General features: G+C 47.6%; 17 protein-coding genes. 3 read left to right on the forward strand and 14 right to left on the reverse strand.

Annotated features, from left to right (window positions below; all coding sequences use genetic code 11):
• Nucleotides 1-7: 7 nt before the first annotated feature.
• Nucleotides 8-1,168, forward strand: coding sequence for a DUF1735 domain-containing protein (locus tag AC1DFM_RS32525; protein WP_477080957.1), 1,161 nt, complete (start codon nt 8-10; stop codon nt 1,166-1,168).
• Nucleotides 1,169-1,260: 92 nt separating this feature from the next.
• Here AC1DFM_RS32525 and AC1DFM_RS32530 read toward each other — a convergent pair whose 3' ends face one another.
• A complete protein-coding gene (locus AC1DFM_RS32530) occupies nt 1,261-1,851 on the reverse strand; it encodes a hypothetical protein (protein WP_477080958.1) in 591 nt (196 codons plus the stop codon).
• 117 nt (nt 1,852-1,968) lie between these two features.
• Between AC1DFM_RS32530 and AC1DFM_RS32535 the strand changes: the two genes are divergently transcribed.
• Nucleotides 1,969-3,009 carry an RNA ligase family protein gene (locus tag AC1DFM_RS32535; RefSeq protein WP_477080959.1) on the forward strand — a complete coding sequence of 347 codons (1,041 nt, stop codon included), beginning with the start codon at nt 1,969-1,971 and terminating at the stop codon, nt 3,007-3,009.
• Nucleotides 3,010-3,073: 64 nt separating this feature from the next.
• On the opposite strand, the gene AC1DFM_RS32540 is transcribed toward AC1DFM_RS32535, so the two are convergent.
• The 7 genes from AC1DFM_RS32540 to AC1DFM_RS32570 form a co-directional block, all read right to left on the reverse strand.
• Nucleotides 3,074-4,192, reverse strand: a complete 1,119-nt coding sequence (locus tag AC1DFM_RS32540) for a redoxin domain-containing protein (RefSeq protein WP_477080960.1) — start codon at nt 4,190-4,192, stop codon at nt 3,074-3,076.
• A 23-nt stretch (nt 4,193-4,215) separates the two neighbouring features.
• Nucleotides 4,216-5,643, reverse strand: coding sequence for a RagB/SusD family nutrient uptake outer membrane protein (locus AC1DFM_RS32545; protein WP_477080961.1), 1,428 nt, complete (start codon nt 5,641-5,643; stop codon nt 4,216-4,218).
• A 24-nt stretch (nt 5,644-5,667) separates the two neighbouring features.
• A complete protein-coding gene (locus AC1DFM_RS32550) occupies nt 5,668-8,994 on the reverse strand; it encodes a SusC/RagA family TonB-linked outer membrane protein (RefSeq protein WP_477080962.1) in 3,327 nt (1,108 codons plus the stop codon).
• 258 nt (nt 8,995-9,252) lie between these two features.
• Nucleotides 9,253-10,443: a FecR domain-containing protein gene (locus AC1DFM_RS32555; RefSeq protein ID WP_477080963.1), complete on the reverse strand. Its 1,191-nt coding sequence runs from the start codon at nt 10,441-10,443 to the stop codon at nt 9,253-9,255.
• A gap of 63 nt (nt 10,444-10,506) precedes the next feature.
• The gene (locus AC1DFM_RS32560) at nt 10,507-11,103 is read right to left on the reverse strand and encodes an RNA polymerase sigma factor (protein ID WP_477080964.1); all 597 of its coding nucleotides are present in this window, start codon (nt 11,101-11,103) and stop codon (nt 10,507-10,509) included.
• A 108-nt stretch (nt 11,104-11,211) separates the two neighbouring features.
• A complete protein-coding gene (locus tag AC1DFM_RS32565; RefSeq protein ID WP_477080965.1) occupies nt 11,212-11,892 on the reverse strand; it encodes a hypothetical protein in 681 nt (226 codons plus the stop codon).
• 95 nt (nt 11,893-11,987) lie between these two features.
• Nucleotides 11,988-14,324, reverse strand: coding sequence for a hypothetical protein (locus tag AC1DFM_RS32570; RefSeq protein WP_477080966.1), 2,337 nt, complete (start codon nt 14,322-14,324; stop codon nt 11,988-11,990).
• Nucleotides 14,325-14,622: 298 nt separating this feature from the next.
• Between AC1DFM_RS32570 and AC1DFM_RS32575 the strand changes: the two genes are divergently transcribed.
• A complete protein-coding gene (locus tag AC1DFM_RS32575) occupies nt 14,623-15,501 on the forward strand; it encodes a helix-turn-helix domain-containing protein (protein WP_477080967.1) in 879 nt (292 codons plus the stop codon).
• 3 nt (nt 15,502-15,504) lie between these two features.
• Here the strand turns inward: AC1DFM_RS32575 and AC1DFM_RS32580 are convergent, their stop codons facing one another.
• From AC1DFM_RS32580 to AC1DFM_RS32605, 6 genes are all read right to left on the reverse strand, one after another.
• A complete protein-coding gene (locus tag AC1DFM_RS32580) occupies nt 15,505-15,939 on the reverse strand; it encodes an L-rhamnose mutarotase (protein ID WP_477080968.1) in 435 nt (144 codons plus the stop codon).
• Between the two features lie 9 nt (nt 15,940-15,948).
• Nucleotides 15,949-17,508 (reverse strand): sodium:solute symporter family transporter, encoded by a 1,560-nt coding sequence (locus AC1DFM_RS32585; protein WP_477080969.1) that lies wholly within the window; start codon nt 17,506-17,508, stop codon nt 15,949-15,951.
• Between the two features lie 16 nt (nt 17,509-17,524).
• Nucleotides 17,525-18,697 (reverse strand): enolase C-terminal domain-like protein, encoded by a 1,173-nt coding sequence (locus AC1DFM_RS32590; protein WP_477080970.1) that lies wholly within the window; start codon nt 18,695-18,697, stop codon nt 17,525-17,527.
• The gene (locus AC1DFM_RS32595; RefSeq protein ID WP_477080971.1) at nt 18,697-19,590 is read right to left on the reverse strand and encodes an aldo/keto reductase; all 894 of its coding nucleotides are present in this window, start codon (nt 19,588-19,590) and stop codon (nt 18,697-18,699) included. The genes AC1DFM_RS32590 and AC1DFM_RS32595 overlap by 1 nt, the downstream gene beginning before the upstream one ends.
• Before the next feature lie 109 nt (nt 19,591-19,699).
• Nucleotides 19,700-21,583, reverse strand: coding sequence for a glycoside hydrolase family 97 protein (locus AC1DFM_RS32600; RefSeq protein WP_477080972.1), 1,884 nt, complete (start codon nt 21,581-21,583; stop codon nt 19,700-19,702).
• A gap of 89 nt (nt 21,584-21,672) precedes the next feature.
• Nucleotides 21,673-23,943, reverse strand: a complete 2,271-nt coding sequence (locus AC1DFM_RS32605; protein WP_477080973.1) for a hypothetical protein — start codon at nt 23,941-23,943, stop codon at nt 21,673-21,675.
• Nucleotides 23,944-24,100: the final 157 nt, after the last annotated feature.

Consider the following 24,100-nt stretch of genomic DNA (forward strand, 5'->3'; position numbering starts at 1 on the left):
AGACAACATGAAACGCATCTATCATATACTTTCTATCGCATTGTTTGCCGCCATCCTGCATGGCTGCGGCAAACCTGATTACGAAAACAAAGAATTCTACAAACAGGAAGTGTATATTATTTCCGCCGCCTCCACTTCCGCCACAGAAAGGGAAATATCCGACGTAGCGGTGCATACCTTCGTGGATACCCTTAAATACCTCAATGCCCAGTATGATTCTGATACCATCATTGATACCAAAACTTTCATGGCGGACATAAAGTTTAAAGTAGGTATCGGCGGCTCGCTGCCAGCCTCCCGGGATTACCGCGTAATCGTAGCTTTCGATACGGAGGCACTGGAAGATTACAACATCCTGAAAAATGATACCAAGAAAATACCTAACGCTAACGCCTACACAGCGAATGCACCTTTTGATACAAAAGAAAACGGGTTTGTAGTAACCATCCCTAAAGGCTCCTCTTCCTCTTCTCTCATTTTCACGGTGCCGGTGGAAAGAGATAAAATGAAGCAATACCAGGACTACGCCTTTCCATTGAAAGTAGTTCGTGCAGATAGCCTGCCGCTGAGCCGCCAATACACCCAATTCATGATTGCCGGCCTGCTGGTCACAAAAGATAAAATCGTGAACTGGTCCGGCTTCCCTATACCTAAAATCCCTATTGGCCGCTACTACTCTGTGCAGTTGGCGGGCAATGGTGGCGAAAACGCGCCGGACGGAAGACTCAGAAAATACAAGTTCATTACCCCCCTGAGTATGGCCGATGACCCTCAGCTCAACAACAAATACATGATCTGGGGATCCAGCGCATGGTCCTTTGAAGTACATGGTTTACACTCCGCCGGCTGGATGTATAATATGCTGACACTGGTAGATCAGAATTTTGGTTTATACAGACAGGATCCTATCCTTCCGGGCAATACCGATTTCCCGATGGGCACCTTCGCATATAGCACAGTACAGCAATCCACCGATGACAACTTTTATGATCCCCGGCTTAAACAACTGACCATTCATTACAAAAACGTTATCGGCCAGGATTACACAGATGTGCTGACCTATGTAAATGACGATTTCACCCTGGATGTACCCAATTACTGGAGTGCGCCCAAAAGCTGGCTGGAAGTAAAAAGCAAAGGATATAAATACYGGCTACCCCAACAATAACATCCGGCAGTTTTCAGCTGATGTTTTAGCCGTAGGTAGATGGATACCTGCGGCTTTTTTTATTTTGCTCCGGTTTTGCGCAGACTACACTATTATTTTGCTATTACCTGATAAAGCGCAGCAGAATCATTTTTATGCAATTCTATAAGCCCGATATTTGACAAAACAAAGCTTCTCAAAGCAGTATTAGGCGATTCCTGGTGATTAGCCCGCTTATGCTTTATGTTGTCAATGATAGCCCCGATAGTTTTAAAGATTCCCATAAAACTCCACCAACCTAATACCGCCGTTTTACCCAACGCTGCGTTATTCAACTCATCCAAACAATCAGGGCACCCTACATGCACCTTTGTTTTAGTCTGAGTAATCAAGATAAAACTCATTACTTCTGTTGTAAAAGTGCCATTTAACCGGGAAGAACTCCCCTCACAAACAGGGCACTTCAGGTTATTTATCAGGCTACAATAAGCATCTATTTCCCCGACGGTATATGTTTTATTCTGCACCTCCAGGGCATTGGCATAACCACCTTTTAATCCACGCTTTGCGATTTCATTTTTCGCAATCGCCAGCGCCTCCGCCGTCAGCCCTGACCCGTTCTGTGTAACCAGGTATATCAATTCATCATTGGACATCTTCTCATATCGCTCCTGCACAAATTTCACATCTATTCCGCTACTCATAGGTATATAGGATTTGATGATAAAAATAATCAAAAATATTAATCTGTATTTTCTATTAATGAACATAGCCTATATTTGCCGGTAAATTGTTTTGCMTTTAACCCATTATTTACCGCTATGAGCGAGCATGCTGCATATGAGAAAATGCCCAAAAATTCCAAAGGACTTCAACTATCAGAAAAAGAATTAAATAGTCTTCATAAACTAAAGTGGGTAGTAACGGAAAAAATACACGGCGCCAATTTCAGCTTTGTATACGAAAACCAGCAGTTACAATACGCTAAACGCAAAGGCTATCTCCAATGGGAAGATGATTTCTTTGGATTCCAACKGGTGGTGGCAGACCTCGAAGACCGCGTCCTTTCCCTGTTTGAGCAGTTACATCAGGATATGTCCGCCGACCGTTATATCATTTACGGAGAACTATTTGGCGGAAAATATCCGCACCCCGAAGTAGCGCCCGACGAACAGGTACAGGCCATTCAAACGGGTGTATATTACAGCCCGTTCATTCAGTTTTGCGCATTTGATATTGCGCTGTTAACGGAAGATACGGATGCAAAAATCTATCTCGACTACGACACCGCCATCACTTATTTTGAACGGTTTAATATTTTTTATGCCCGGCCATTATTCATCGGTAAATGGAATGATGCGTTGAATTTTGACATTCAGCGTTCCTCTACCATCCCGGCATTGCTGCATTTGCCGGAGATAACACCTAACCTCATGGAAGGCGCTGTGATTAAGCCGCTCCACCATTCGACGGTGGCGCTAAGCAGCCGGCCAGTGATCAAGCATAAAAATCCGGCGTTCGATGAAGAAGAAAAATTCCATGAAGCAGAAAAATGGTCGTTTATTCCTGACGTGCACTCCCGGTCGGAAGAACTGTCTTTTTTAATAACCGAAATGGCCGCTTACATCACCGAAAACAGGCTGCATAATGCCCTGTCGAAAATAGGGCGACTGGATCTCCTGAATGAAAAACGAATGGAAGAAATAAAAGAAGAATTTACAGAAGATGTATATACTGATTTTAATATAGACAATGGGAATATGCTGGCAGAACTGGATACCGCTCAAACCCGGTGGATAAGGGATCGTATCAGTGCACGGATAGCGGCATTCATGCAGGGATTATCTCATAACTACGAATAAAAAACGCCACGCAATATGCGTGGCGCTTTTATCTCACCCCAAAGGGTATACGTAATTGCGTTCATTAGTTCATTAACTCCGCCAGCTTTTTCTCCAGCGCTTCTCCCCGCAGATCCTTCGCGATAATTTTACCGTTTTTATCCAGTAACAGGTTAGCAGGAATGCTTCTGATACCGTATTGTGCGGCTACTTCATTCTTCCATCCTTTCAAATCTGACACCTGTGTCCAGTTCAATTTATCGGCTTCAACAGCTTTTAACCAGGCCGCTTTATCCTGGTCCAGGGAAACGCCGAAGATGGTGAAACCTTTGTCTTTGTATTGCTGAAATGCTTTTACCACATTCGGATTCTCCGCACGGCAGGGACCACACCACGATGCCCAGAAATCAATCAATACATATTTCCCATTGAAATCAGACAGCTTCACGGGATTGCCGCTGGCATCATTCTGCGTAAAAACAGGCGCCATTGCACCTACCGTGGTGAGTTTAGCGATGTCAAGCCGTTTTGCAAAATCAATGCCTGCCCTGCTATGTTGCGTGGCGGTAGATAATGTTTTAAACAGCGGCTCAATGGTGTTGTAATCGATACTGCTGCCGGCAAATTCCTTCAGTGCTGTCAGCGCGAAGTAGCTTTCCGGATGTTGATCAATATAGGACCGCTGCAAACGTTTCTTCTCTTCGAACAGTGGTGTGGCTACTGCCATGAGGCTGTCGCGCAGCGCGGTACCTTTTTTCTCTTCTGCGGTAGAGCGCGCCCATCTGGCATCCAGGCTTTTCAGCACCGGTTCTATCGCTGCAAAATGCTGCTGATAGGCCTTGTACGCATCATTGATCGGAGAGTTTTTGATAGTGGCGTTTTTAACAGAATCTTTCGCCACCAGCTGAAAATTACCATGGTCAATATAACAGGAAAGGATATCCATTTCCTTTGGATTGCCAGTGCCGTTATGGTCTACGGATACGGTAGCCATTACTGGTCCGGCTACTGCGCCCTTGAATTCAAAACGCCCTTTCTTCAGCAGGGCAGAATCGACCACATTGCCTTCGGCGGTGCGGTAAGACAGATACGCCTTTGCGGGCGCATCGAGTTTTCCGATACTACCTTTAATGTTAAACGTGGTGTCCTGCGCCATCATCATGGCAGGCCACAAAAGTAAGGAGGAGAATAAGATTCTTTTCATTGGGTTGGTTTTTATACGAGCTATTAGTTATTGTATGCGTCATTTTGTATCAGTGCCGGATTCGCCTTTATTTCCAGGTCAGGAATAGGATACAGCACAGATCCTGCTTTCCAGGTGTTGGGCGGAGAAAATGGTTGCAACACGGCCGCAGCACGATTGGTTCTTTTCAGATCCAGCCAGCGATGGCCCCATTCTGCAAAGAATTCTGTTTGGCGTTCTTTCTCAATGGCCGTCAATAAGGAAGGCTGATCTGTTGCGGTGGTAGGCGCCAGGCCGGCACGGCTACGCACCACATCGATATCAGCCTGCGCCTGTGATACTTTACCACCCTGATGTGCCCTGGCTTCTGCTCTTATGAGGTATTGTTCTGCCAAACGGAATACGATGTAATACTCTGTGAGTGCACCAGCACCGGCTTTGTATTTGGCAGGAAATGCCCATCCCGGATTATTCACCGGATCACTGAATCCAATCCAGGTTGTTTTGCGGGTATCACCGGGTTCAAAAGCACTCAGCAGTTGTGGTGTCAGCTCATAATTAGGACGGGTAGTACCGGTTACAAGAAACTGTCCTCCTTCCACTGTATTGGCGTTAGCTATTACCGGCTGTAATTGCCAGATGGCTTCTGAGCTTTCTTTTTTAAAAGCCAATGCTGGTGCCGGTAATGTGGTGCTATAAATCCCTGAGTTAATAATGTTACTGGCTTCGTTTTCTGCTTCCTGCCAACGGTTGTTATACAGGAAGGCTCTCGCCAGCAATGCACCGGCGGTATAACGGTTAGGGCGCAGCCTTTCCGCGGTAGGGTACTTATCAGACAAGAGCGATTTTGCATCTTTCAGGTCGTTGATGATCTGTTCCCATACGGTAGCAGCCGGCGTTCTGGGAAGATGCATATTTTCTTTATACGCCGTGGTGAGTACCAGCGGCACATCTCCATAAAGATTCACCAGGTAGAAATAACAAAAAGCCCGCATAAACTTTGCCTCCCCTGCCAGTTGCGTTTTAACGCTATCTGTAACGGCGGTTGCTTTGCTGAGTCCTTCTATGATGGCATTGGTGCGGTAAATATATTCATACCCATCTGACCATAAGGAGCCAATGTAGCGGTTATCCGGCGTGAGTGCATGATCAGAGAACTGCTGATAATAGGGTGCGGTCGTGTTATTCTGTGTCCAGGTCATTTCGTTGGCCGACATGCCAGCCAATGACGACATGGTGAAACAAACAAATGAACCATTGCTGCCATACTGATCATTCATCATACTTATATAAACAGACAACATGGCGGCGGTAGCCGATTTATCGCTGGTAAATATTTTATCGCTGGTCAGGATGTCTGGCGGATTTTCTACGGTAACAAATTTCCGGCAGGAAGCAAAAATGGTGATCAGCACCAGGCTATTTATCACCCACCACCAACGGGCCCCTATTCCACTTTGTATATTTTTCATGACTACTGCTTTAGATTGAAATAATTAAAAAGATACCTGTGCACCTACGGTCACCATTCTCATTGGCGGCATAGAACTGAACGACATGGTTTCCGGATCACCAATTTTATAATGCGTGAAGGTGAGCAGGTTTTGCGCCTGCATGTACACGCGGATATTGTCGGCTTTGATGCGCTTGATGATGTTTTGTTCAAACTGGTACGACAACGACACATTCTTCAATCTGATGAAAGAAGCATCGGTGATGCGGGCATCTGAGTAGTTGGCGTAATAGCTATAGGTAGTTACCGCGGCACCGGTAGTGCTAAAGCGCTGTACATCGGTGATATCGTCGGGATGTTGCCAGCGGGCCAATACTTCCACAGGCTGATTGGTTCTGGCGCCGGGTGCCTGGAACTGGATGCTTGTTTTCCCCCGTTGTTTCACGAAGTGAAAAAAGAAATCCAATGTCCAGTTCCGGTAGGTAAAGGTGTTCTGCAATCCGCCATACTGACGTTGCGCCATATCGTATACGGCTGTTTGATCTTTAGGAACAGACATTCCTGCCAGTTGGTGAATACCTGTTTTCGGATCTACCCCCAGGTACGGGATATATTTGGAAATCGTGACCGGCTGGCCAATAGACCATATGCTGGCATAGTAAGTATCTTCCAGTCCCGGATAGGCAATGAGTTTATTACGCGGGATGGTGATATTAAATGCTGTTTTCCAGCTAAAATGTTTTTGTTGAATATTGGTAGTATTCAACATCAGCTCCCAGCCGGAGTTCTGGAGTATGGCATCGCGGTTGGCGTTTACATCACCGAAGCCTACCTGTGTAGGCAGTGTGAGTCCGGTGAGTTGATTGTCTGTTTTATTCAGGTAGTAGTCGGCGCTAAAGAAAATACGCTCTTTGAGGAAAGAGAGTTCCAAAGCGGCCTCCCATTTTCTGTTACGTTCCCATGCATAGTTGGGATTGTCGAGGTTGGCCGGATAAAGGCCACTGGCGCCCTGGTAGGGCAATGCGGAATTAGTAGATGACCAGCGGGAAAGGTATTGGTAGTCGCCGATGCGGTCGTTCCCGGTAACACCCATGCTGGCGCGGAGTTTACCGAAGCTGAGGAAAGATAAGTTCTTCATAAAACTTTCCTCCGTGAAAATCCAGCCGGCGCCTACTGCACCGAAAGTTCCGAACTGCTTGCCAGGTCCAAATCTGCTGGAGCCATCATGACGGGCCGATACATTCAGCAGGTATTTTCCATCCCAATTGAGGTTTACTCTTCCGAATAAGGCAGCGTAGTGATATTTGCTGTAGTTGCTGGTCACGCTTTTAACAGAAGCAGGACCGGGAGTCAACAGCAGGTCATCATTCGCATAACCGCTGGCGCTGATTTTAGTATTCTTATCCAATTGCTCCTGGAAGCTACCACCCACCAATACCTGCAGGGCTGCTTTGCCGAGGTGCCGGGAATATTCTGCCTGTGGTTCTATGATCCAGTTGCGGGAATTTTTAGTGAAGAAATCAGCGGTGGCGTTAAGCGTAGCGCTGTACGGGCTCTGCGACTTAATCGGATTGGTAACTGTTTCATCGACGCGGATAGAATTGTATCCCGCATCCAGTTTCAGTTGTAATCCCTCTATTACCTGGTAGCGCAGATTCATACTACCGAGCATATTTTCTGTATTGGCGATAAACTGTTTAAACGTATAGGCCAGCGGGTTAGAGAAGTTAATCCCTTTATCGCGCCATACCAGGTTACCATTGGAATCCAGCGGCGACGGTGCATTGGGTACGGTAGTGAGAAGCTGCATCAGGTCAGTGGTGGTGATCTTGTTGTTGTCGGAGCTGAAGCCACCGCTGAACGACATCGAGAATTTATTGTCTAAAGAACGATGTGTCATGTTAGCGCGTACGCTGGCCCGGTTATCCGGCATATTGCCATAATAGATGGGGGTTTCCCGGTGGAAGCCTGCCGCCAGCGATACCTGTGTTTGCTGGCTACCGCCGGATACGCGTACCTGTGCGTCGTTGCTGCGGGCTTGTTTGCCCAACAACAATTTACCCCAGTCGGTATAACGGGTAGTATCCCAAACCATCAGGTCGGTGGCGTTTGAAGCGGTAGGAATGATGCCATCGTTTTGAAAGGCTTCCTTCCGCATCATCACATATTGTTGCGTATTCAGCATTTGCGCCATGCGGGTGGGTCTGGCCCATCCGGTGTAGTAGTTGACATCTACGGAAGTTTTACCTGCTTTGGCTTTACGGGTGGTAATAAGTACTACGCCGTTGGCGCCGCGGGAACCGTAGATAGCGGTGGCATCTGCATCTTTCAATACTTCTATACTTTCTATATCTGCCGGATTAATGGTAACGAAGGGACTCACGCCAGAGTTGGCGCCGTAGAGACCTCCCATGTTTTGTGCAGAGATGCCGTTGGCAAAGGTGACGCTTCCGAGCGAGTGTGCAAAGGGCACCCCATCAATTACGTACAAGGGGTCAGATCCAGCGCCCAGCGTGTTTTTTCCACGTATGGTTACGCTCACGGGAGCGCCTGCCAAACCGCTGGTTTGGGAAATCTGCACACCAGGCAACCGGCCGCTAAGGGCCAGCAGCGGGCTTTCTACTGGCTGCTTCCGGATGTCTTCTCCTTTTAATTTAGCGATGCTGCCGGTGCTGACACGGCGGGTGGTGGAGCCATAGGCTATCACCTGTATATCGTCCAGCACGCTGGTAGCGCGGGATAAAGTAATGGTAGCGGTACCGGTGCTGATCATGGCAGCGGTTACCGTATATTCTTTCTTCTCATAGCCGATGAAGGTCACCACCAATATATCACCTGCATTTACCGGCAATGTAAAAACGCCTTCTGCATTGGTAACGCCGGTATGTTTACCCCCTTTTACCGCGATGGAGGCGCCGGGGAGTACTTGTCCGTCGGTGCCGGTAATGCGTATGATAACCGGTTGTGCTACCACGGGCGCCACCCATGCTGCGGGCGTCAATGGTAACATCTTCGCATATACGAAAATGCTCTTTCCCTTTATGCTGTATTGCAGTGGCTGCGACCGGAAAATATCTGTCAGAAATTTCTCCAGCGGTGCTCCTTTTTCATCCACGGTAACGGGTTGGGATGTACGAAGTAGTGATCCTGTATACATAAAAACATAGCCAGTCTGTTGCTTAACAGCGGCAAACACGGTTTCCAGCGGTACATTTTTCCCGGAGAAACGGATGTTTTGAGAAACCCCCTTGGCATACACATGCATCAACCCGGTGGTCAATAGTATCATGGTTAATTTCGTCATGAGCAGGATTTTGGCAATGTCAGGGCGCCACCTGGCCCTCCGCGTGCGATTCGCAGAATTTTGCATAATTTCGTTTTGTTTGGTTGGTAAATAAGAAGTCTTTACAAGGGACCTTCGTTGCTGATCAGCCAGACTTTCACCGGGAGTGCGCTAACACTTCCGGTTTTTTGTTGGATGATGTTTATCTGTGTTGTTCTTTTGTTTGTGGAAGGCATAAGCATCTCCGGGCACGCTGCTGCAGCAGCGCCGCCGGTTATCTACTGAAGCCGTCCGGATGAATTGTTTTAAATAATGGTTGATATTTATTACATACTGTTTCCTGCGTTAACCATTTACTATTAATACTTTGCCCTCCATATGACATTTCACGCCCATGGCGCTCAACATTTCCAACACATCTGATAGATTTACATTTTTATACATCTCTCCTTTAAAAACTATATCGGATACGGGCCCTTCATACCGGACCTGTATATCGTACCATCGTTCCAGTTGTCGCATGACGGTGTGAATGTCTGCGCCATTAAAATTAAACAAGCCATTTTTCCAGGCCAACACTTGTTCCAGATCAGTACTGGCATTGACATTCACCGTAGCGTGCTGGTTATCGGCAGCGGCCTGCTGTCCGGGTTTCAGTTGCCAGTCGTGGTTGCCCGCGCTGATTTTCACACTTCCGGTTACCAGGGTAATTTTCGTATATTCTTCATCGTTATAAGCATTCACATTGAAACTGGTGCCCAGTACTTTCACAGCAACGCCATTGGCGAGCACCGTGAAAGGCTTCGTGGCCGACTGTGCCACTTCGAGGTATACTTCTCCCTTAATAGTTACCTGCCTTTCCTTTCCGGTAAAAGCTGCCGGAAAAGTAATCGCCGAAGCCGCATTCAGCCAGGCTTTGGTGCCATCCGGCAATGTTACCTGGTATTCGCCTCCCCGTGGTGTGCTAACGGTATTCCAGAGCGTATTGGTATTGGCGCCACTACCCACCTTATAGGTCAGTTGCCCGTTGCCCTGTTTCAGAATCTGTGCATTCCCCTGTTGCGCGATGGCGCCTTTCTCCGCATTGTCAAGCGTAATGGTACTGCCATCTGCCAGTATCAGCATAGCTTTTTGTCCGCCGGGCGCTATATTCACCGCCATTTGCCTGGTGGTATTACCGGTATTTGTTTTAGGTAATTTTGTGAGATAGATAACGGCGCCGGCTACTCCTCCTACCAGGATTACAGCCGCGGCTATTCTGCTCCAATACATCCGGAAAATGCCACGGCGAGGTGTTGCTTTAGTCGCCTGCAATTGCGCTGCCAGTCGCTGGTGCAGCCGTTCCCGCACATCGGGTAATGCTGCGGCGTCTACATCATATCGGCCCTCTTTTAAGTCTTCCAGCAACAACCCGGCTGCCTGGTCTGCCCACTCCGGATCACGCAACGCTGTTAACAGCTGTTGTCTGTTTTCCGGTGAAATGGTGCCCATGGCATATTCATCCAATAGTTGTTGTAATATTTCGGCTGTCATCATAGCTGCTTATATATAAAGACCCCTTTTCTCAGCAGGTGGGTGGTTCCTCCAGAAAAAAAATTTCTACCGCCACCAGGTGCTGGCCGCAAAAGCCAGTAGCGACAGCATGGGGCGGCCATGAACGGCCATATAATTCCGGAGAAAATGGAGTGCTTTCACAATATGTTCTTTCACCGTATTACGCGATACACCCAATTCCTGGCAAATTTCTTCATACGACTTCCCTTCTATCCTACTCATAGTAAATACCTGCCGGCGGGCCGGGGGAAGTTCCGCGATACCTGTCAACAGCAGCGTGCGTATTTCCCGGAACTCTGCCTGCTGATCCGGCAACCAGATATCTTCCGCCAGATGTATATCTTCCAGGGCCTCTGTTTCTTCCAGTTTTTTCCGGATGACTTTAAAGATCCTGTTACGTGCCACAATAAAAAGGTAATTATCGAAATGTTCGATGGCAGGGAGCTTTTCACGGTGATGCCACAGGTCCATAAAAACGTCCTGGGTCACTTCTTCTGCTATGTGGGGAGATTTGGTGTAGGCCAACGCATGACCATACACCCGGGGCCAGTAATGATCTACCAGCATGCTGAATGCAACTTCCTCTCCTGCGGCTATTTGTAGGAGTAATTTTGGCTCATTATACGAATCGCTATTATTCAATAAAATATCTCAATGTAGCGTAAACATAAAATAAAATTATGAGATCCGGGCGCCTGCCAGGTTAAATATAGGAGGTTAACAGCAGGAGCGGTTTACCGGGAGCACAGCCTATACACCCAGAAAAACATTCATATGAGTGATCAATTCCTCTTTGGAAACATCATCTATCCCCGGGTGGGACATTATTGTTTCAAATGTGTCTTTATCAATGTCCTCAAACTCCAGATAGCATCTGAAATTCTCCCACGAATGCTTCTCATAGGAAATCGTAGAGATGTATATCAGCTTATCGTCTTTGATAAATCCGATTGCATATTTATCCGCTTCCCAGAAATCACGAAAATTAAAAAAGCCGGTGCCAAATGTATCTATAATATGCTGTATGATATAGATGATCTTTTTCTCCTTATACTTCAACACTTGCATTTTGCTGCTGATCATGGCAGTAGCCGGGAGCTGATCTGGTATGTACTTATACCGCAAAAATTCGCTCATTTCAGCGATCAACCCACTCCGGGTAACATTTTCCATGGCTGGTTTATATTCCACCATGTTAAGCGCCTCTATATCGATAAATTCCAGCTCCAGATGACATCTGAAGTCCTCCGGTGCATTTTCGGGATATTCTTCTGTAGAGATAGTTATCAGCTTATTATCTTTCACCAACCCAATGGCATAGTTATCCCAGTCGCAAAAATCTTCGGGGTCAAAAAAATCATCTCCGAAAACTTCTACAATATAAGTGGCTATGGATTGAATACTTTTCTCTTTACATGGTAATATTTCCATGTCTTGCTATTTTATGCTGTAGTAAACATAAAATAAAAACGGGAGATTCCGACGCCAGGGTTGTTAAATTACTAAGCACCAACAATGCATTGTCCTTATAAACGCGATAACTGTCCGTTGGCCAACACCTGCACCTGCATGGTTTCCCCTGCTTTCACTGCTATTGTAGGCCACTTCAGAAAAGCGGTATATGCCAGTGGTGTGGCTGCCTGCCGGCTGGATTCCGCCATTACGGAAACGGAAGCATCATAGGCAGTGGGATTGGTTATTTCCAACGTAGTGATACCGTTTTTTCGTGTCTTTATTTTAGCGGTTAGGTGATMAAAAACAAACAGGCGGCCATTGTCTGTTTGCAGATAAATGCCCGGAATTTCCATGGCCATGAGCATCCCGTTTGTTTCCGTCCAGGAGTTGCGGGTGTAAATAAAATTGCCGATGCTCCCGCGTCCTTCCGCATCGCTGGGTTGTATGCGTTCCATGCAGGAACCTGGTAAATAATTAGAAGTAATATGTCCGGGCATATTCACGGCTTCCGTATGGGCGTGTTGAATATCGCGCAGCAATGCGGCATAGGCTTCTTTTCCGGTGGCGCGGAATAATTTAAAAAGATAATCGCCGGAAGCCGTGCAGATGCCTGGTGCGGCGTGTTTATTCTGTATACTGGCCCATACTGCCCCGGTCATATTGCATTGCAGTTTACCAATGGTGCTGTTGGCAGGAAATGTTACCGGGTAAGAAATAGTCCATGTAGCGCAAAGGGCGGCCTGTACTTCTGCTTTCTGTAGCCATTTGGTATCATTGGTATGATAATACAATGCCATTAATGATTCCAGGAAGCCAAAGGCAGATTCTGAATTGGCGTCTTGCGAAATATCGCCACAATCGCCGCCGGTAAGACCTTGCTTTACCACATCCCTCTCGTAATAAAAATCAGCCGCTTCTTTGGCCGTTTGCAGCCATTCCGGGCGGTTAAAATAGCGGGCCGCCATGGCCAGTCCTGCCGGGGCAATGGCGCCTGCGGTGGAGTTATAAACGGCTATTTCACCGGTGGCCGGTGCAATATACTGACCAAATTCATGGTGCTGTTTCCAGGAGTTGGTAAAAGCAGCAGCGAGYTTTTGTGCCGCAGCTTCCCAGTCTTTGTTAATGCTGGCGCTATACCCCTGCGCTTTGAACAACAGCAGGTGCTTCATTAACCAAAGGAGGGCATCTGCATTTTTCCGTACCATGGCCTGCAGTTCGGGGAAGTGAGGATTCATTTTTTCGGGCCTTATCTCGCCGGAGGCGGTCATACCTCCATAAAAATACCCGCTTTTACCCTGCAGCTGATGCACTACAAAATCCAGTTCTGCCATCACGCGTTTACGTTCTGTTTCATTATTCATGGCCAGCATGGGATAGGTGTTCATCATACCACTCACCCAGCCTAGTTGAAAGTCGTTGTTGTTTTCGGGTTTATAATAACTTCCTGCGGGCACGGTCACGAAGTTGTTGCTACAGATGCCACGTCCCAGTTCCAATAGCTTGCTCATGGGCACCTGATTGCGGAGTGGACTTTCTTCATTCAGGTCTTTACGCACCTGCCGGAAACGGGTGAGCAATGCAGGAATGCTGCTGGCATCAAATGTATAAACGCGGAAGTGCAGGGTCACTTCATCACCGGCTTTCCAGTTGGGCGCGATGTCTCCGCTGGGGTGCCAGTCGCCKAAGCCGGCCGCCAGGTTACGCACCGCAGGCGCAGAGATGCGGAAAGCGCAACTATCTTTTTGTGCATTTTCTTCGATCGTCAGGCCGTTATTGCCATAGGGCGTTGCCTGTGTGGTTAGCACAATAAATCCTTTCTTCTCCTGCGGAGAAAAAAAACACATGGCAGGCGTAGCGGCACTGGTGGTTTGTAATTCAATCAGCGAAGCGGCGCCTTTCTCTATCTGCAAGCGTGGATTGTTGGAAATGGTCAATGGCACCTGCGGCTGATAATACATATCATCCGGATAGTCCGGACTGTATCCATTACCGATAACGCGGTAGCGGTTGCCGTTATATACAGCGGCTGGTACCATCACGTAGTTGTTTGGACTCCAGTGGCTAAAATCAAAACTAACGTTAACGGCTGTATGATTAGCAGTACCGCTGCTAAGGCGGAAACCAGCGCTAACATCTACCGCTTCCGGATGGCCGCTTACAGGTGTGGTGGTCACGGCCAGTTGCCAGCTGCCATCAGGAGTATTCAGTGTGGAAGCGGTAAAGCGCTGCTCTTTTATTAGCGTAGTGCCGTTATATTGTTTGGTGGAAAAATAACAGGTACCGTTCAGCTGTTGCAGCAGCTGATTTACCGGTGATTGCTGGGCAGTGGCAGCCATGCCGGCACCACTGCTGCATAAAAACACGACGAACCATCTCAAAGAAAATAGCGAAACCTTTCTGTTACTCATTGTTACCATTTAAAAAAGCATATACCAGGCCGCCTGATATATGCTGTCCTTATCATCAAAAAACGAATCATCAACAGCTCACTGTAAGTACGTGGAAGGAATATAATTGGACCTGGTGCCTGCTGATAACGCTATAAAGATCGATATATCATGCCCGCTGTACCACCCGTAATTTGACCATTACCTATGCTTTCTTTGCTGCAAAGAGGCGAAATATCTGTTTAGAGAGATATTCACTTTTTATAGTACTTTTGGAGGAAGGATAAATCGTTTTATCAACAATTTTATCAGGAGCAGCATGCAATACATTTATGAGAATTTCACGTTTCCACCAGACCAGTCGTTTACGGTACGTTCAGACATATTGGAGATAAAAAAATATACATCCCTCAAATCACATATCAACTTTGAAATAGCATTACTGGAAAATTGCAGCGGCAAACGATTCATCGGCGATCATATTGCAGATTTTGAAGGACCGGAACTGGTGTTACTGGGTGGTTATCTGCCGCATTGTTGGCAATACTACCGGACCATTGATCCGCTGGTGCAGCCACAGGCGATTGTGATCCACTTCTTTCCTGACTTCCTGGGGCAACAACTGCTGGAAAAACCGGAAGCACAGGGACTCAACGTACTTTTCAATAAAGCAGCGAAAGGCGTTTTATTTACAGGCCCTACGGTGGTAAATGCCAAAATGATTATGCAGCAAATGCTGTTTGAATCCGGCTTAACCCGGGCTGCACTGATGCTGCGCTTACTCGACACCCTGGCACAGTCCACCACGGCTCAGGTGCTGTCTTCCCCATATTACAACGTGATTGATAATTCCGGCGAGGCAAAAAAAATAAACAAAGTATTCGATTATATTTTCCAGCACTTTAAAGAAGAAATTGTTTTACAGGATGTAGCTGAGCTGATACCCATGTCATCCGCGGCTTTCTGTCGTTTTTTTAAACGCAAAACCAACCGTACCCTCATCGACTTTGTCAAAGAAATACGGATAGGACATGCCGCGAAGCTTTTACTGGAAGGAGATTATAATGTCACCGAAGCCTGCTACCAGAGCGGGTATAATAATATTTCGAATTTCAATAAACATTTCAGAGAAGTAAAAGGACTATCGCCACGTGAATTTCTCCGTCAATACCGGCAGGATACAGAAACGCTCCCTTAGCCACTATTGCCCGTTGAAATGATAGAAACGGCTGGCTTCTACCCAGGTTTGTCCGGGAGCCGTTCCCGGCACACCTGCCTGATAGCCGGCCATCACTTTATTCCATTCGGCGCAACGGGGATGATAAGACTCCGCTATTTTCCCCATGCTATCCAGGTTGGCATTTTCCGGAACGGTGATCGTCATGACCAGCAAATGCTGATAACGGTACAATGAAATATCCCGATAGCCGGCTTTATGAAAGCCCGCTTCTACTTCAGGCCAGATATGCTGATGATAGTCCAGGTACTCTTTTAATGGTTGTTCACCAGGCACCACTTCCACCACAAATACACGCTGTGTCAGCTTCTCCGGTGCAGTAACCCTTCCACAGGCTATGAACAGTAAAAAGACAGTAGCCAGGGAGAGCGCTCCCATAACAGAAAAGTGCTTATTCATCTTACTAAATTATTTAAAAACGATATAAATAATAATCATGACCAGCGCCAGCAGTCCCCACCCCATCCATACGCGGGAGCTATTCCGGAACAATGGCTGAGAGGAAGTCCATACCGTTGGCGAAACGGTATTTTTGTTGGGATCAGATAACAGCGTAATCAATACCATCCCAAAAGATAAGGCGATAAAAATATACACCGACAGCAACAGAAAATGAGGCCAGTACCCCTTATATGGGAAGTTTAACACATAGCAGGAGCCTATTACCACACATATCAGTCCGCCGCCATACAACACCACTTCTGCCGCCAGTTTATTAACGCGTTTCCAGAAAATGCCGCCCAGAAACACCACCGATAAAGGGGGCGCCAGGATAGAAACAAGTCCCTGGCTTAACTCAAAAAGCCCTTTACCAGAGCGGGCAAAAAGTGCGGCCACGCCTACACCCAGGAAGGCCGCCAATACCGTCACCCATTTACCGATGCTGCGCTTGGCCGGTTCTTCCAGCGTGGTAAATTGTCCCACTACATCGAGTGTAAAAACGGTGCTGAAAGAATTAAGTCCTGAGGAGACGGTATCTATCAGCGCGGCTATCAACGCCGCAATACAAAGCCCGCGCAAACCAGCAGGCATCAGCTTTTCCACCATGGTGATGTAGGCGTTGTCGGGCGTAGTAGTATCCCGGAACAGGATAAAACAAATGATGCCTGGCAACACAAAAATCAAAGGGGTAATAATTTTCATCGCAGCAATCAGCATAATACCATATTGCCCATGGCGGATATCCTTTGCCGCCAACACTTTCTGTACAATGGTCTGATCCGCACACCAGTAGTAAATGGCCACCACCGGATACCCCATCACAATGGCCAGCCAGGAATATTCGGGATCTGAGCGGGGATGAAAAAGTTTCCAGTAATCAACTGGTGTATCCTGCGCCCAGCCGGGTATAGCAGTCACTTTCTTCAGCGCCAGGATCGTTAATATCACAGAAGAAATGATAATAATAACAGATTGAAAGATGCCGGTACGTACCACTGCTTTCAACCCACCAATGGCGGTATAACTGGCCGCAATCAGCGCTATCACTGATATCGACTCCAGCAATGGCCGGTGAAATACCTGCGCTATTACCAGTCCCCCGGCATATAAGGCGCTCGCCAGCCAAACAATTAAAATGGATACCAGGCTATAAATGACCAGGAAGTTATAAGATCTTTTTCCGTAACGTATTAACAGGAATTGTGGAATAGTATGAATGCCCGCGGCGATATAACGCGGAAAAAAAAACATGGCCAGCAACAACAGGAAGATCCAGGCCAGCCACTCAAAATTACTGCCTACCACGCCATGTGAAAAACCAAGACTCGACAAGCCGATCAGCATTGTAGCGCCGGCGTTGGCACTGAACATGGAAAAGCCGATCTGCCACCATTTTAATGACCTACCTCCTAAAAAAATATCTGTACTTGCTGTACTACGCCTGTTCAGGTAAAAACCGAAAATAAACAACGCGACGATATATAGCAATAATACCAGGTAATCAATCTTCGTTAAAAGTATCGTCACATAATAAGCTTATAGCTCATAAAGATACAATCGCCTGATATTTCCTGATATTCTTTTTGGTCCAAAGGTTGTTTTTCGTGATAGCCTTGTGCTGATCACAATAATCCCAGTCGATGCGCACGGGCATGCCGGGAATTTCCGGTAAATAAAATCGTCCATTTTTCCAGTCGGGGCGCACGTTAAAATACACTTCCAGTCCCCGCATAATACAATACAGATACTCTACCTGGCATTGCGCACCGGCTGATGCCATCAACCCGGCGGTAAACAAAGAGTATCCACCGGAGGAAAACTCCAGCTGATGCCGGGTAGCGAGGTCCCGCACATTCATCCATTCCTGTATGGCCGCCAGATGCGTGGGCACTGGTTGCAGATGTCGCACCCCCAGCTCCACCAGCGTAGGAAATACTTTGCCACTACGCTCCGACTCCCCGTAAGAAATAGCCAGGGGCGTACGTTTACACAACTCACCAATCTGTTGCAGGTCTGCAGAATGAACGGGTTCTTCAAACCAGGCCAGGTTTTCGCCTGCCGTCAGATCAATGAACCGTAGCGCTTCTTCGCAGGTCCAGATCTGGTTGGCATCTACTGCCAGGCGTATGTTATTGCCTAATATGCGGCGTACAAATTTTACTCTTGCTACATCTTCCGCCATGCGGGTACCGAAATCCATTCCCACTTTCATCTTGTAACAATCTGCTCCGGCGGCGGCAAAGTAGCTGGCTTCCCGTTCCAGTTCTTCCAGGGAATAATTGGTACCGCCACCGCTGCCATATACTTTTACGCTATTGTTGGTCGTGTTCAGATAGCGATGCAAAGGTACACCGGCACGACGAGCGGCCAGGTCGTATAATGCCAGCTCTACTTGTCCCAACATGGCCGCAGCCGGGCCTCTGAAGCCTTCGTTGCGGATCGCCCAATACAATTGTGGATACAATACGCCATAAGGAACATCCTGGCTATGCAGCAAAATGGGCAGCAAACAATTCTCGAGGATATGGTTGTAAGAGCGAAATACCGGTGCCTCACCGATGTGTCCATCTTCATCGGTAATGGTAATAACAGCCAGGCCGAAGGTGGGAAATGGTCCCATAGTGGCGTCCTGTATAGGCGTTGTTGCCGCTACCGGCGCCAGTTCCCTGATCTGTACGCTGCTGATATTAAAAATTTCTGCATCAAAACTGTACATCAAATCGCCAATTTTCCTTTATTGCAATTCAGTATTTCTTTCATCAATGTGGCCGGCAACGGCCCTGCTGCTATATCCTGCAGGGTGGCCGTTAATTCCGTTTGATTGGCTGCTCCCAACACGATATTAAAATGATAGGGTATGGACAACAGGAAACGGTGTGCCAGTGAGGATAAGCTCATCTGATGATCCGCGGCCAGCTGCTGCAGCAAAACGGCTATGTGTAAGGTGTCTGCTGGTAGCCAGTCCGGCTTCATCTGCGCATAAGCCGTGATACATCTCCCTAATAATCCCATATTCAACGGGCTGGCAGCATAATACCGGATATTATTAGCCAGGCAGAAAGGCAGGCTATCCTGCAACGCCGATACATTAGCAGCGTTTAAATGATTAAACTCCATCACCACATCAAATATCCCGGATTGGATATAGGGCGCCAGCCACGCGGGCCAGTTCCCTCCTACGCCAATTTGCCGGATATATCCGCTTTCCCGAAACCCCTGCAGGGTGTTAATAATCCCGTCAATTTGTTCGGGCATCACCGCTTCCGGATCATGCAGGAATAATATATCCAGTGTGGGTATGCCTAATGTTTCCAGTGTGCGATGTAAACTATCCGACATGCCAACAGGAGAGTAATCGTAGTGTGCTACATCCGCCGCATAAGATTTCAGGCGGCCCACCTTGGAACTGATGACCGGCATTTTTCCGGACCATTGCTTCAATGCCATGCCCACATACGTTTCCGCATCTCCATAGGCAGGCGCCGTATCAATGGCGCCGATACCGGCCGTTAAAGCAGCTACTATTGTTTGCACTGAATGTGCTGGTGTTACCGGTCCCCATACACCGCCCAGCCCCGCTGTTCCCAGCACTATACGCTCCAAATTCATATGTAAACGATTGCATAACCGAAGTTAAAGGAAACGGGGAAAATACAGCACCTTTATATTGACGGGATACGATGTTATTTTGATCTGATTTTTCGTTTATACGTTTACGTTATATCTGCTTTATCAGGATCGCTTGTCCGCCGGAAGCAGCTAGTGATACCTCCAATACAGTAGCGTGATCTATGACCTGCTCCTTGCGGGAAACATGGGTACGCGTGGGCGTTGCCGGATCATCGTTGTACAATATGGCCTTATACTTTTTTCCCGGTGTTAAAAAAGAGCAGTCTATGGAAACCGTTCTGGCGTCGTTATTGGTAACCGTTCCCATGAACCAATCCTCTCCGCTGCGACGGGCCACCGTTATGAATTGTCCGATTTCTCCCGCTACTATTTTTGTATCGTCCCATACCGTAGGCACCTGGTCAAAAAATTCCAGCTCCGGCTCATTTTGTACATCTACCGGCTGATCGTACCAATACAGAAACTGCAACGGACTATACATCACCACAGCCAGCGCCAGCTGATGCCCGGAAGTGGTTTTCATGATGTGCGTGTCTTTCGTTTCAGCCAGCCGTTTCTTTAACTCCGGCCGATGATAATAGCAGATGGTGTGATCCGCTGCACCAGCCAGTAATCGCGTGAACGGCAGGATAGTACTGTTGGTGGCTTCCGGCATTTCTTCATTTCCCCGCACCCCTTCCTGGGTGAGCAAATTAGGATAAGTACGACTAAATCCCGTAGGCCGGTATTCATCATGAATATCTACCAGCAGCTGATACTTTGCACATTTTTGTACGGCCTCGTGCAGCCAGGTAGTCCAGCGATGCGACCCCACATGTACAAAGCCGAACTTAATACCCGCTACGCCCCATTGGTGATACAAAGGCAGCAGCGTATCCAGCTGCTTCGCCAATGCCCGCTGGTTTACATACAGGAAAACGCCGATGCCATGTTCCTTCGCATAGCGGATCACTTCCGGCAGATTCAAATCCTTATTGGGATTGCGGCGTGGGTCTACGTTGACTTCCGTGGCATCAGACGCGGTGGTATATTCAAATCCGTACCAGCCCGCATCAAAATGAATGTATTGCAGGTGATGCTTCACCGCAAAATCCACCAACGCTTTGGCTCCTTTTGTGGACAACGTAACTTCCCGTATAATTTTACCGGGTTTAATCCAGCTGGTATTTTTAAGCTGATTAGGCGCATTCAGGTTCAGCACCAGGTCGTTGTTTTGCAGTAGCTGCGTAGCTTTGCTGGCCACCATGATCATGCGCCAGGGCGTAGCAAAAGGGGTGGTTAACTCCACCTTGTCGTACATAGCGCAACTAATAGTATTGTCCTTTGATGCATCAAGGGTAAACTTTGTACGGCAATAATCCACCATGCCCGCTTCGCCCAATGCTACGTATATCCCGTTACTCAATTGCAGGGTGAGTGGCCGTTCTGCCTCACCGGGCCAGTTACGCAATGGCAGCAAACTATAGGCTCCCTGGGCATGCCCCGTAAACCAGGCCCTGGTACCTTCAGGTAAAGTGAAGGTTGTCAATTCCTTGCTGATGGTGACATCAGCGCCGCCTGCCGGATGCTCCGGGAAAACATACCGGAACGCGATCCCTTCATTATAAGCCCTTACTTCTAACTGCAACACCTGCCGGTCGTTGTTGTTGCGGAAGAATGTAAACGTTTTCCCCTGCCAGGCATCGTGTATGTGACTTCGTTCTCCATACACAGGTTGCCATACTGTATCTCTTGCAGTGGTGGCAACGTTCCGGAGTATTAAGTGACTGCTCCACCCATCCAGCCCTAACGTAGAAGGGAGTACGATTTCCTTTCCGTTATAGCTGACAGTATACCTGATCCCTCCTTCTTTGCTGGTTTGCAAATCAAACTGTAGTTGTCCGTTGGGAGATGTGAACCGCAACGAGTCCTGCGCGCTCAAACCTTGTCCCATGGCCACTAACATTCCCAGCAGCCAACATATTCTTTGCATCCTATTCATGATCTCTAAATAGTGACGGCGCCATTGCTGGCGCCGATTGTCAATGGAATTTTAAAACAGAAAACGTTTCCATGATTCATTTAATGTTGTGTGCTTACCAATCGCGCAAACAACTGCTGCTGCGTGCCGTCCCGGCCTGTCTTATACAGGTTCCATTCCTTGCTATTAACTTCCTCCAGGTGAAAAGAGTTAGCCGGATCAGCCAGGGCTGTTTTTACCCAACGCGGAAACGCATTGGCAGCTCTCGCATTTTCCCAGGTACGGATCACTTTAAAAATCGCTTCTTTTTGCGGGCAGCTTTCCACATCTTTCTGGTTCAGGTAAAGACTATACGTAGTCCCTATCCCCACAGAAATAGCCTGTATATGCTCATACTCCGCCGCGGTGGAATGCTCCTTAATCGGAAAATTCCCTCCCATGCCCACCGGGAAAAAGTTGGCGTAAGTAACATCGCGCAAATCTTTCCCCTGACTGGTAGCACTTCCCCATTCCCGCGTAGCGGCATCATACAAGTTCTTTCCACCACCCACATTCCAGATACTCTGATAATGCCAGGAGCCCTCCGACAAGGTAGCGCCGGTAAAACGAATCGACGGCAGTCCCAGCTGGGCAGCCTTTTCGAACATCTTACGGAAAAAGCGCTTCGCGGAGTAATAGCCATGGCCATTGTTAAACAGGAATTCCTGTCCGTCGAAATCGTAGTAGCCCAGGCCATTGACCTTACACACCTCCGCATAATACGCGGCAATTTCATCCTGCAACGCCATATTAGGAATGATGCCATCATAGCCATAATTCACCGTTACCTGCAATTTATACACCGCCTCTCCGGCCGCATGCACCGCAGGTTGCGTGCCCCAGTAACCACGTTTTACGTTCAGCAGCCGGTACGGCGCTTTATCAGAAACACCGAGGTAATGTATCAGCTCCTTGCCAATTTTGATCATATTTAAATTGGCGCAATGCCCTTCCCAGCTGGCAATTTCTTCCAGATGAGTGGGATCATCTACCAGGATAATAGTATCCGTGGGTTGAATAGCTGCTGCCAGCAAACGTTTCTGCTGATAACACAAACTATCACTGGGCACCGGACTTGCATCCAGCGTTCCAGGCGCCAAAGCGTTGGTAATGGTGGTTCTGCCAATGCTGATGCCATACTTTGCCGCCATCTCTGAAAACGCTTTGTGCGACACATTTCCCGCCGTCAGATGGATAGGCTTTTTCTCAAAATTTCTTCCATCAATGTATCCCCCATTGCCCCGGTCAGGTCTTAAAAATCCCTGGTCGTATAAGCTGATAGTTTTAAATCCCAGTCTGGCCGTATAAGCAATGATACTATCATTCAGGTTGCCACTGGTAATAGCATCCGGCACATAAGCAGCCGGATCTTTTACCCATCTCCCATTAATAGTTGGATAAGGTAATTTCTCTGATAACACAATATTTTGCACCACATCCAGCAACGCGGTGCTATCCGGGCTCCCCCATAAAGCAATGGAAGAACCGATATAATCTACGCCCGACAATGGTTCCACTTGTATGTGATTAGGCGTATTCGCCGCCATATGCGGGATTAAAGAATAATTCACTTCACGTTCGAAAGTCCGGTCCCTCGACTGATACGTAATAGATATCCGGCCTTTGTCATCTACCTCAGCAGCATTCCCATACATAATCCGGTAATACGGTTCTTTATGCGCATAAAACGCTACATCACTGATACCATCGCCTCCCAGCGAAAACACTTGTCCTTCGTGCAGCTCCTTGGGTAAGGGATAGCGGCGGGCATCCGGTGAATGAATGATATACTGAAACGGCGCCGCATCTGCTACCGTTTCAACGGTTCCACCCAAGGTATTATCATTCAGCGCCAGCATACCAATAGCGTAGTTCACCGCCGCACTGGTATCGCGGCTTACGCCAATAATTTCTCCTAACAGGTTGGTGATATTAGTATGGTAAGTCCCCCACTGAATAGCATCCACACCATTTCGTGGCGCCAACGATTGCAGGGTGAGTTTAAAGTATTTTTTATTTTGGGAGATGATGACCGTAGCCACTGACCCATTGGCATATCGCAACTGCAATGACTTGTTGCCTTTATTATACGTAGCCGCCACCGGCTGATAGTATGCTTTCTTCCGGCTATCATACAAACTCACCACAGGGGAAGGCTTATCGGCCGGGCTGAATTCCCGTGCCGGGCGCAGGGTGGTATTCTTCATACTGGTAATCCATCCTTTGTTGTTGATATGAATTTTAAAATAGGCGGTATTAAAATCATATTGTGCAAAGAGGGAAGAAGAAGAAGCTAGAGCTATCAATAATGCAAGGGCATTTTTAGTGGACATTGTGTATGTGGTTGTGTAAAGATCATTAACAATCAACGTCAAATATAAGCCACGGTTGGGCAAAGAGGCCAGCTTTATTTTGACGGATTCAGATGTTTTTTTGATCCTGGGCGGGTTGCCGTAAGTTCAATGGAACCGGGACCAGCAAAAAAATCAT

Source organism: Chitinophaga sp. 05T412 (genome assembly GCF_056396465.1).

Excerpts from the sequence above, each read along its gene's own strand:
- AC1DFM_RS32575 (WP_477080967.1), top strand. The coding sequence starts at position 14,623 with ATGCAATACATTTATGAGAATTTCACGTTTCCACCAGACCAGTCGTTT.
- AC1DFM_RS32540 (WP_477080960.1), bottom strand. The coding sequence starts at position 4,192 with ATGAAAAGAATCTTATTCTCCTCCTTACTTTTGTGGCCTGCCATGATG.
- AC1DFM_RS32580 (WP_477080968.1), bottom strand. The coding sequence starts at position 15,939 with ATGAATAAGCACTTTTCTGTTATGGGAGCGCTCTCCCTGGCTACTGTC.
- AC1DFM_RS32605 (WP_477080973.1), bottom strand. The coding sequence starts at position 23,943 with ATGTCCACTAAAAATGCCCTTGCATTATTGATAGCTCTAGCTTCTTCT.
- AC1DFM_RS32595 (WP_477080971.1), bottom strand. The coding sequence starts at position 19,590 with ATGAATTTGGAGCGTATAGTGCTGGGAACAGCGGGGCTGGGCGGTGTA.
- AC1DFM_RS32565 (WP_477080965.1), bottom strand. The coding sequence starts at position 11,892 with ATGGAAATATTACCATGTAAAGAGAAAAGTATTCAATCCATAGCCACT.
- AC1DFM_RS32530 (WP_477080958.1), bottom strand. The coding sequence starts at position 1,851 with ATGAGTAGCGGAATAGATGTGAAATTTGTGCAGGAGCGATATGAGAAG.
- AC1DFM_RS32555 (WP_477080963.1), bottom strand. The coding sequence starts at position 10,443 with ATGATGACAGCCGAAATATTACAACAACTATTGGATGAATATGCCATG.
- AC1DFM_RS32590 (WP_477080970.1), bottom strand. The coding sequence starts at position 18,697 with ATGTACAGTTTTGATGCAGAAATTTTTAATATCAGCAGCGTACAGATC.
- AC1DFM_RS32545 (WP_477080961.1), bottom strand. The coding sequence starts at position 5,643 with ATGAAAAATATACAAAGTGGAATAGGGGCCCGTTGGTGGTGGGTGATA.
- AC1DFM_RS32600 (WP_477080972.1), bottom strand. The coding sequence starts at position 21,583 with ATGCAAAGAATATGTTGGCTGCTGGGAATGTTAGTGGCCATGGGACAA.
- AC1DFM_RS32550 (WP_477080962.1), bottom strand. The coding sequence starts at position 8,994 with ATGCAAAATTCTGCGAATCGCACGCGGAGGGCCAGGTGGCGCCCTGAC.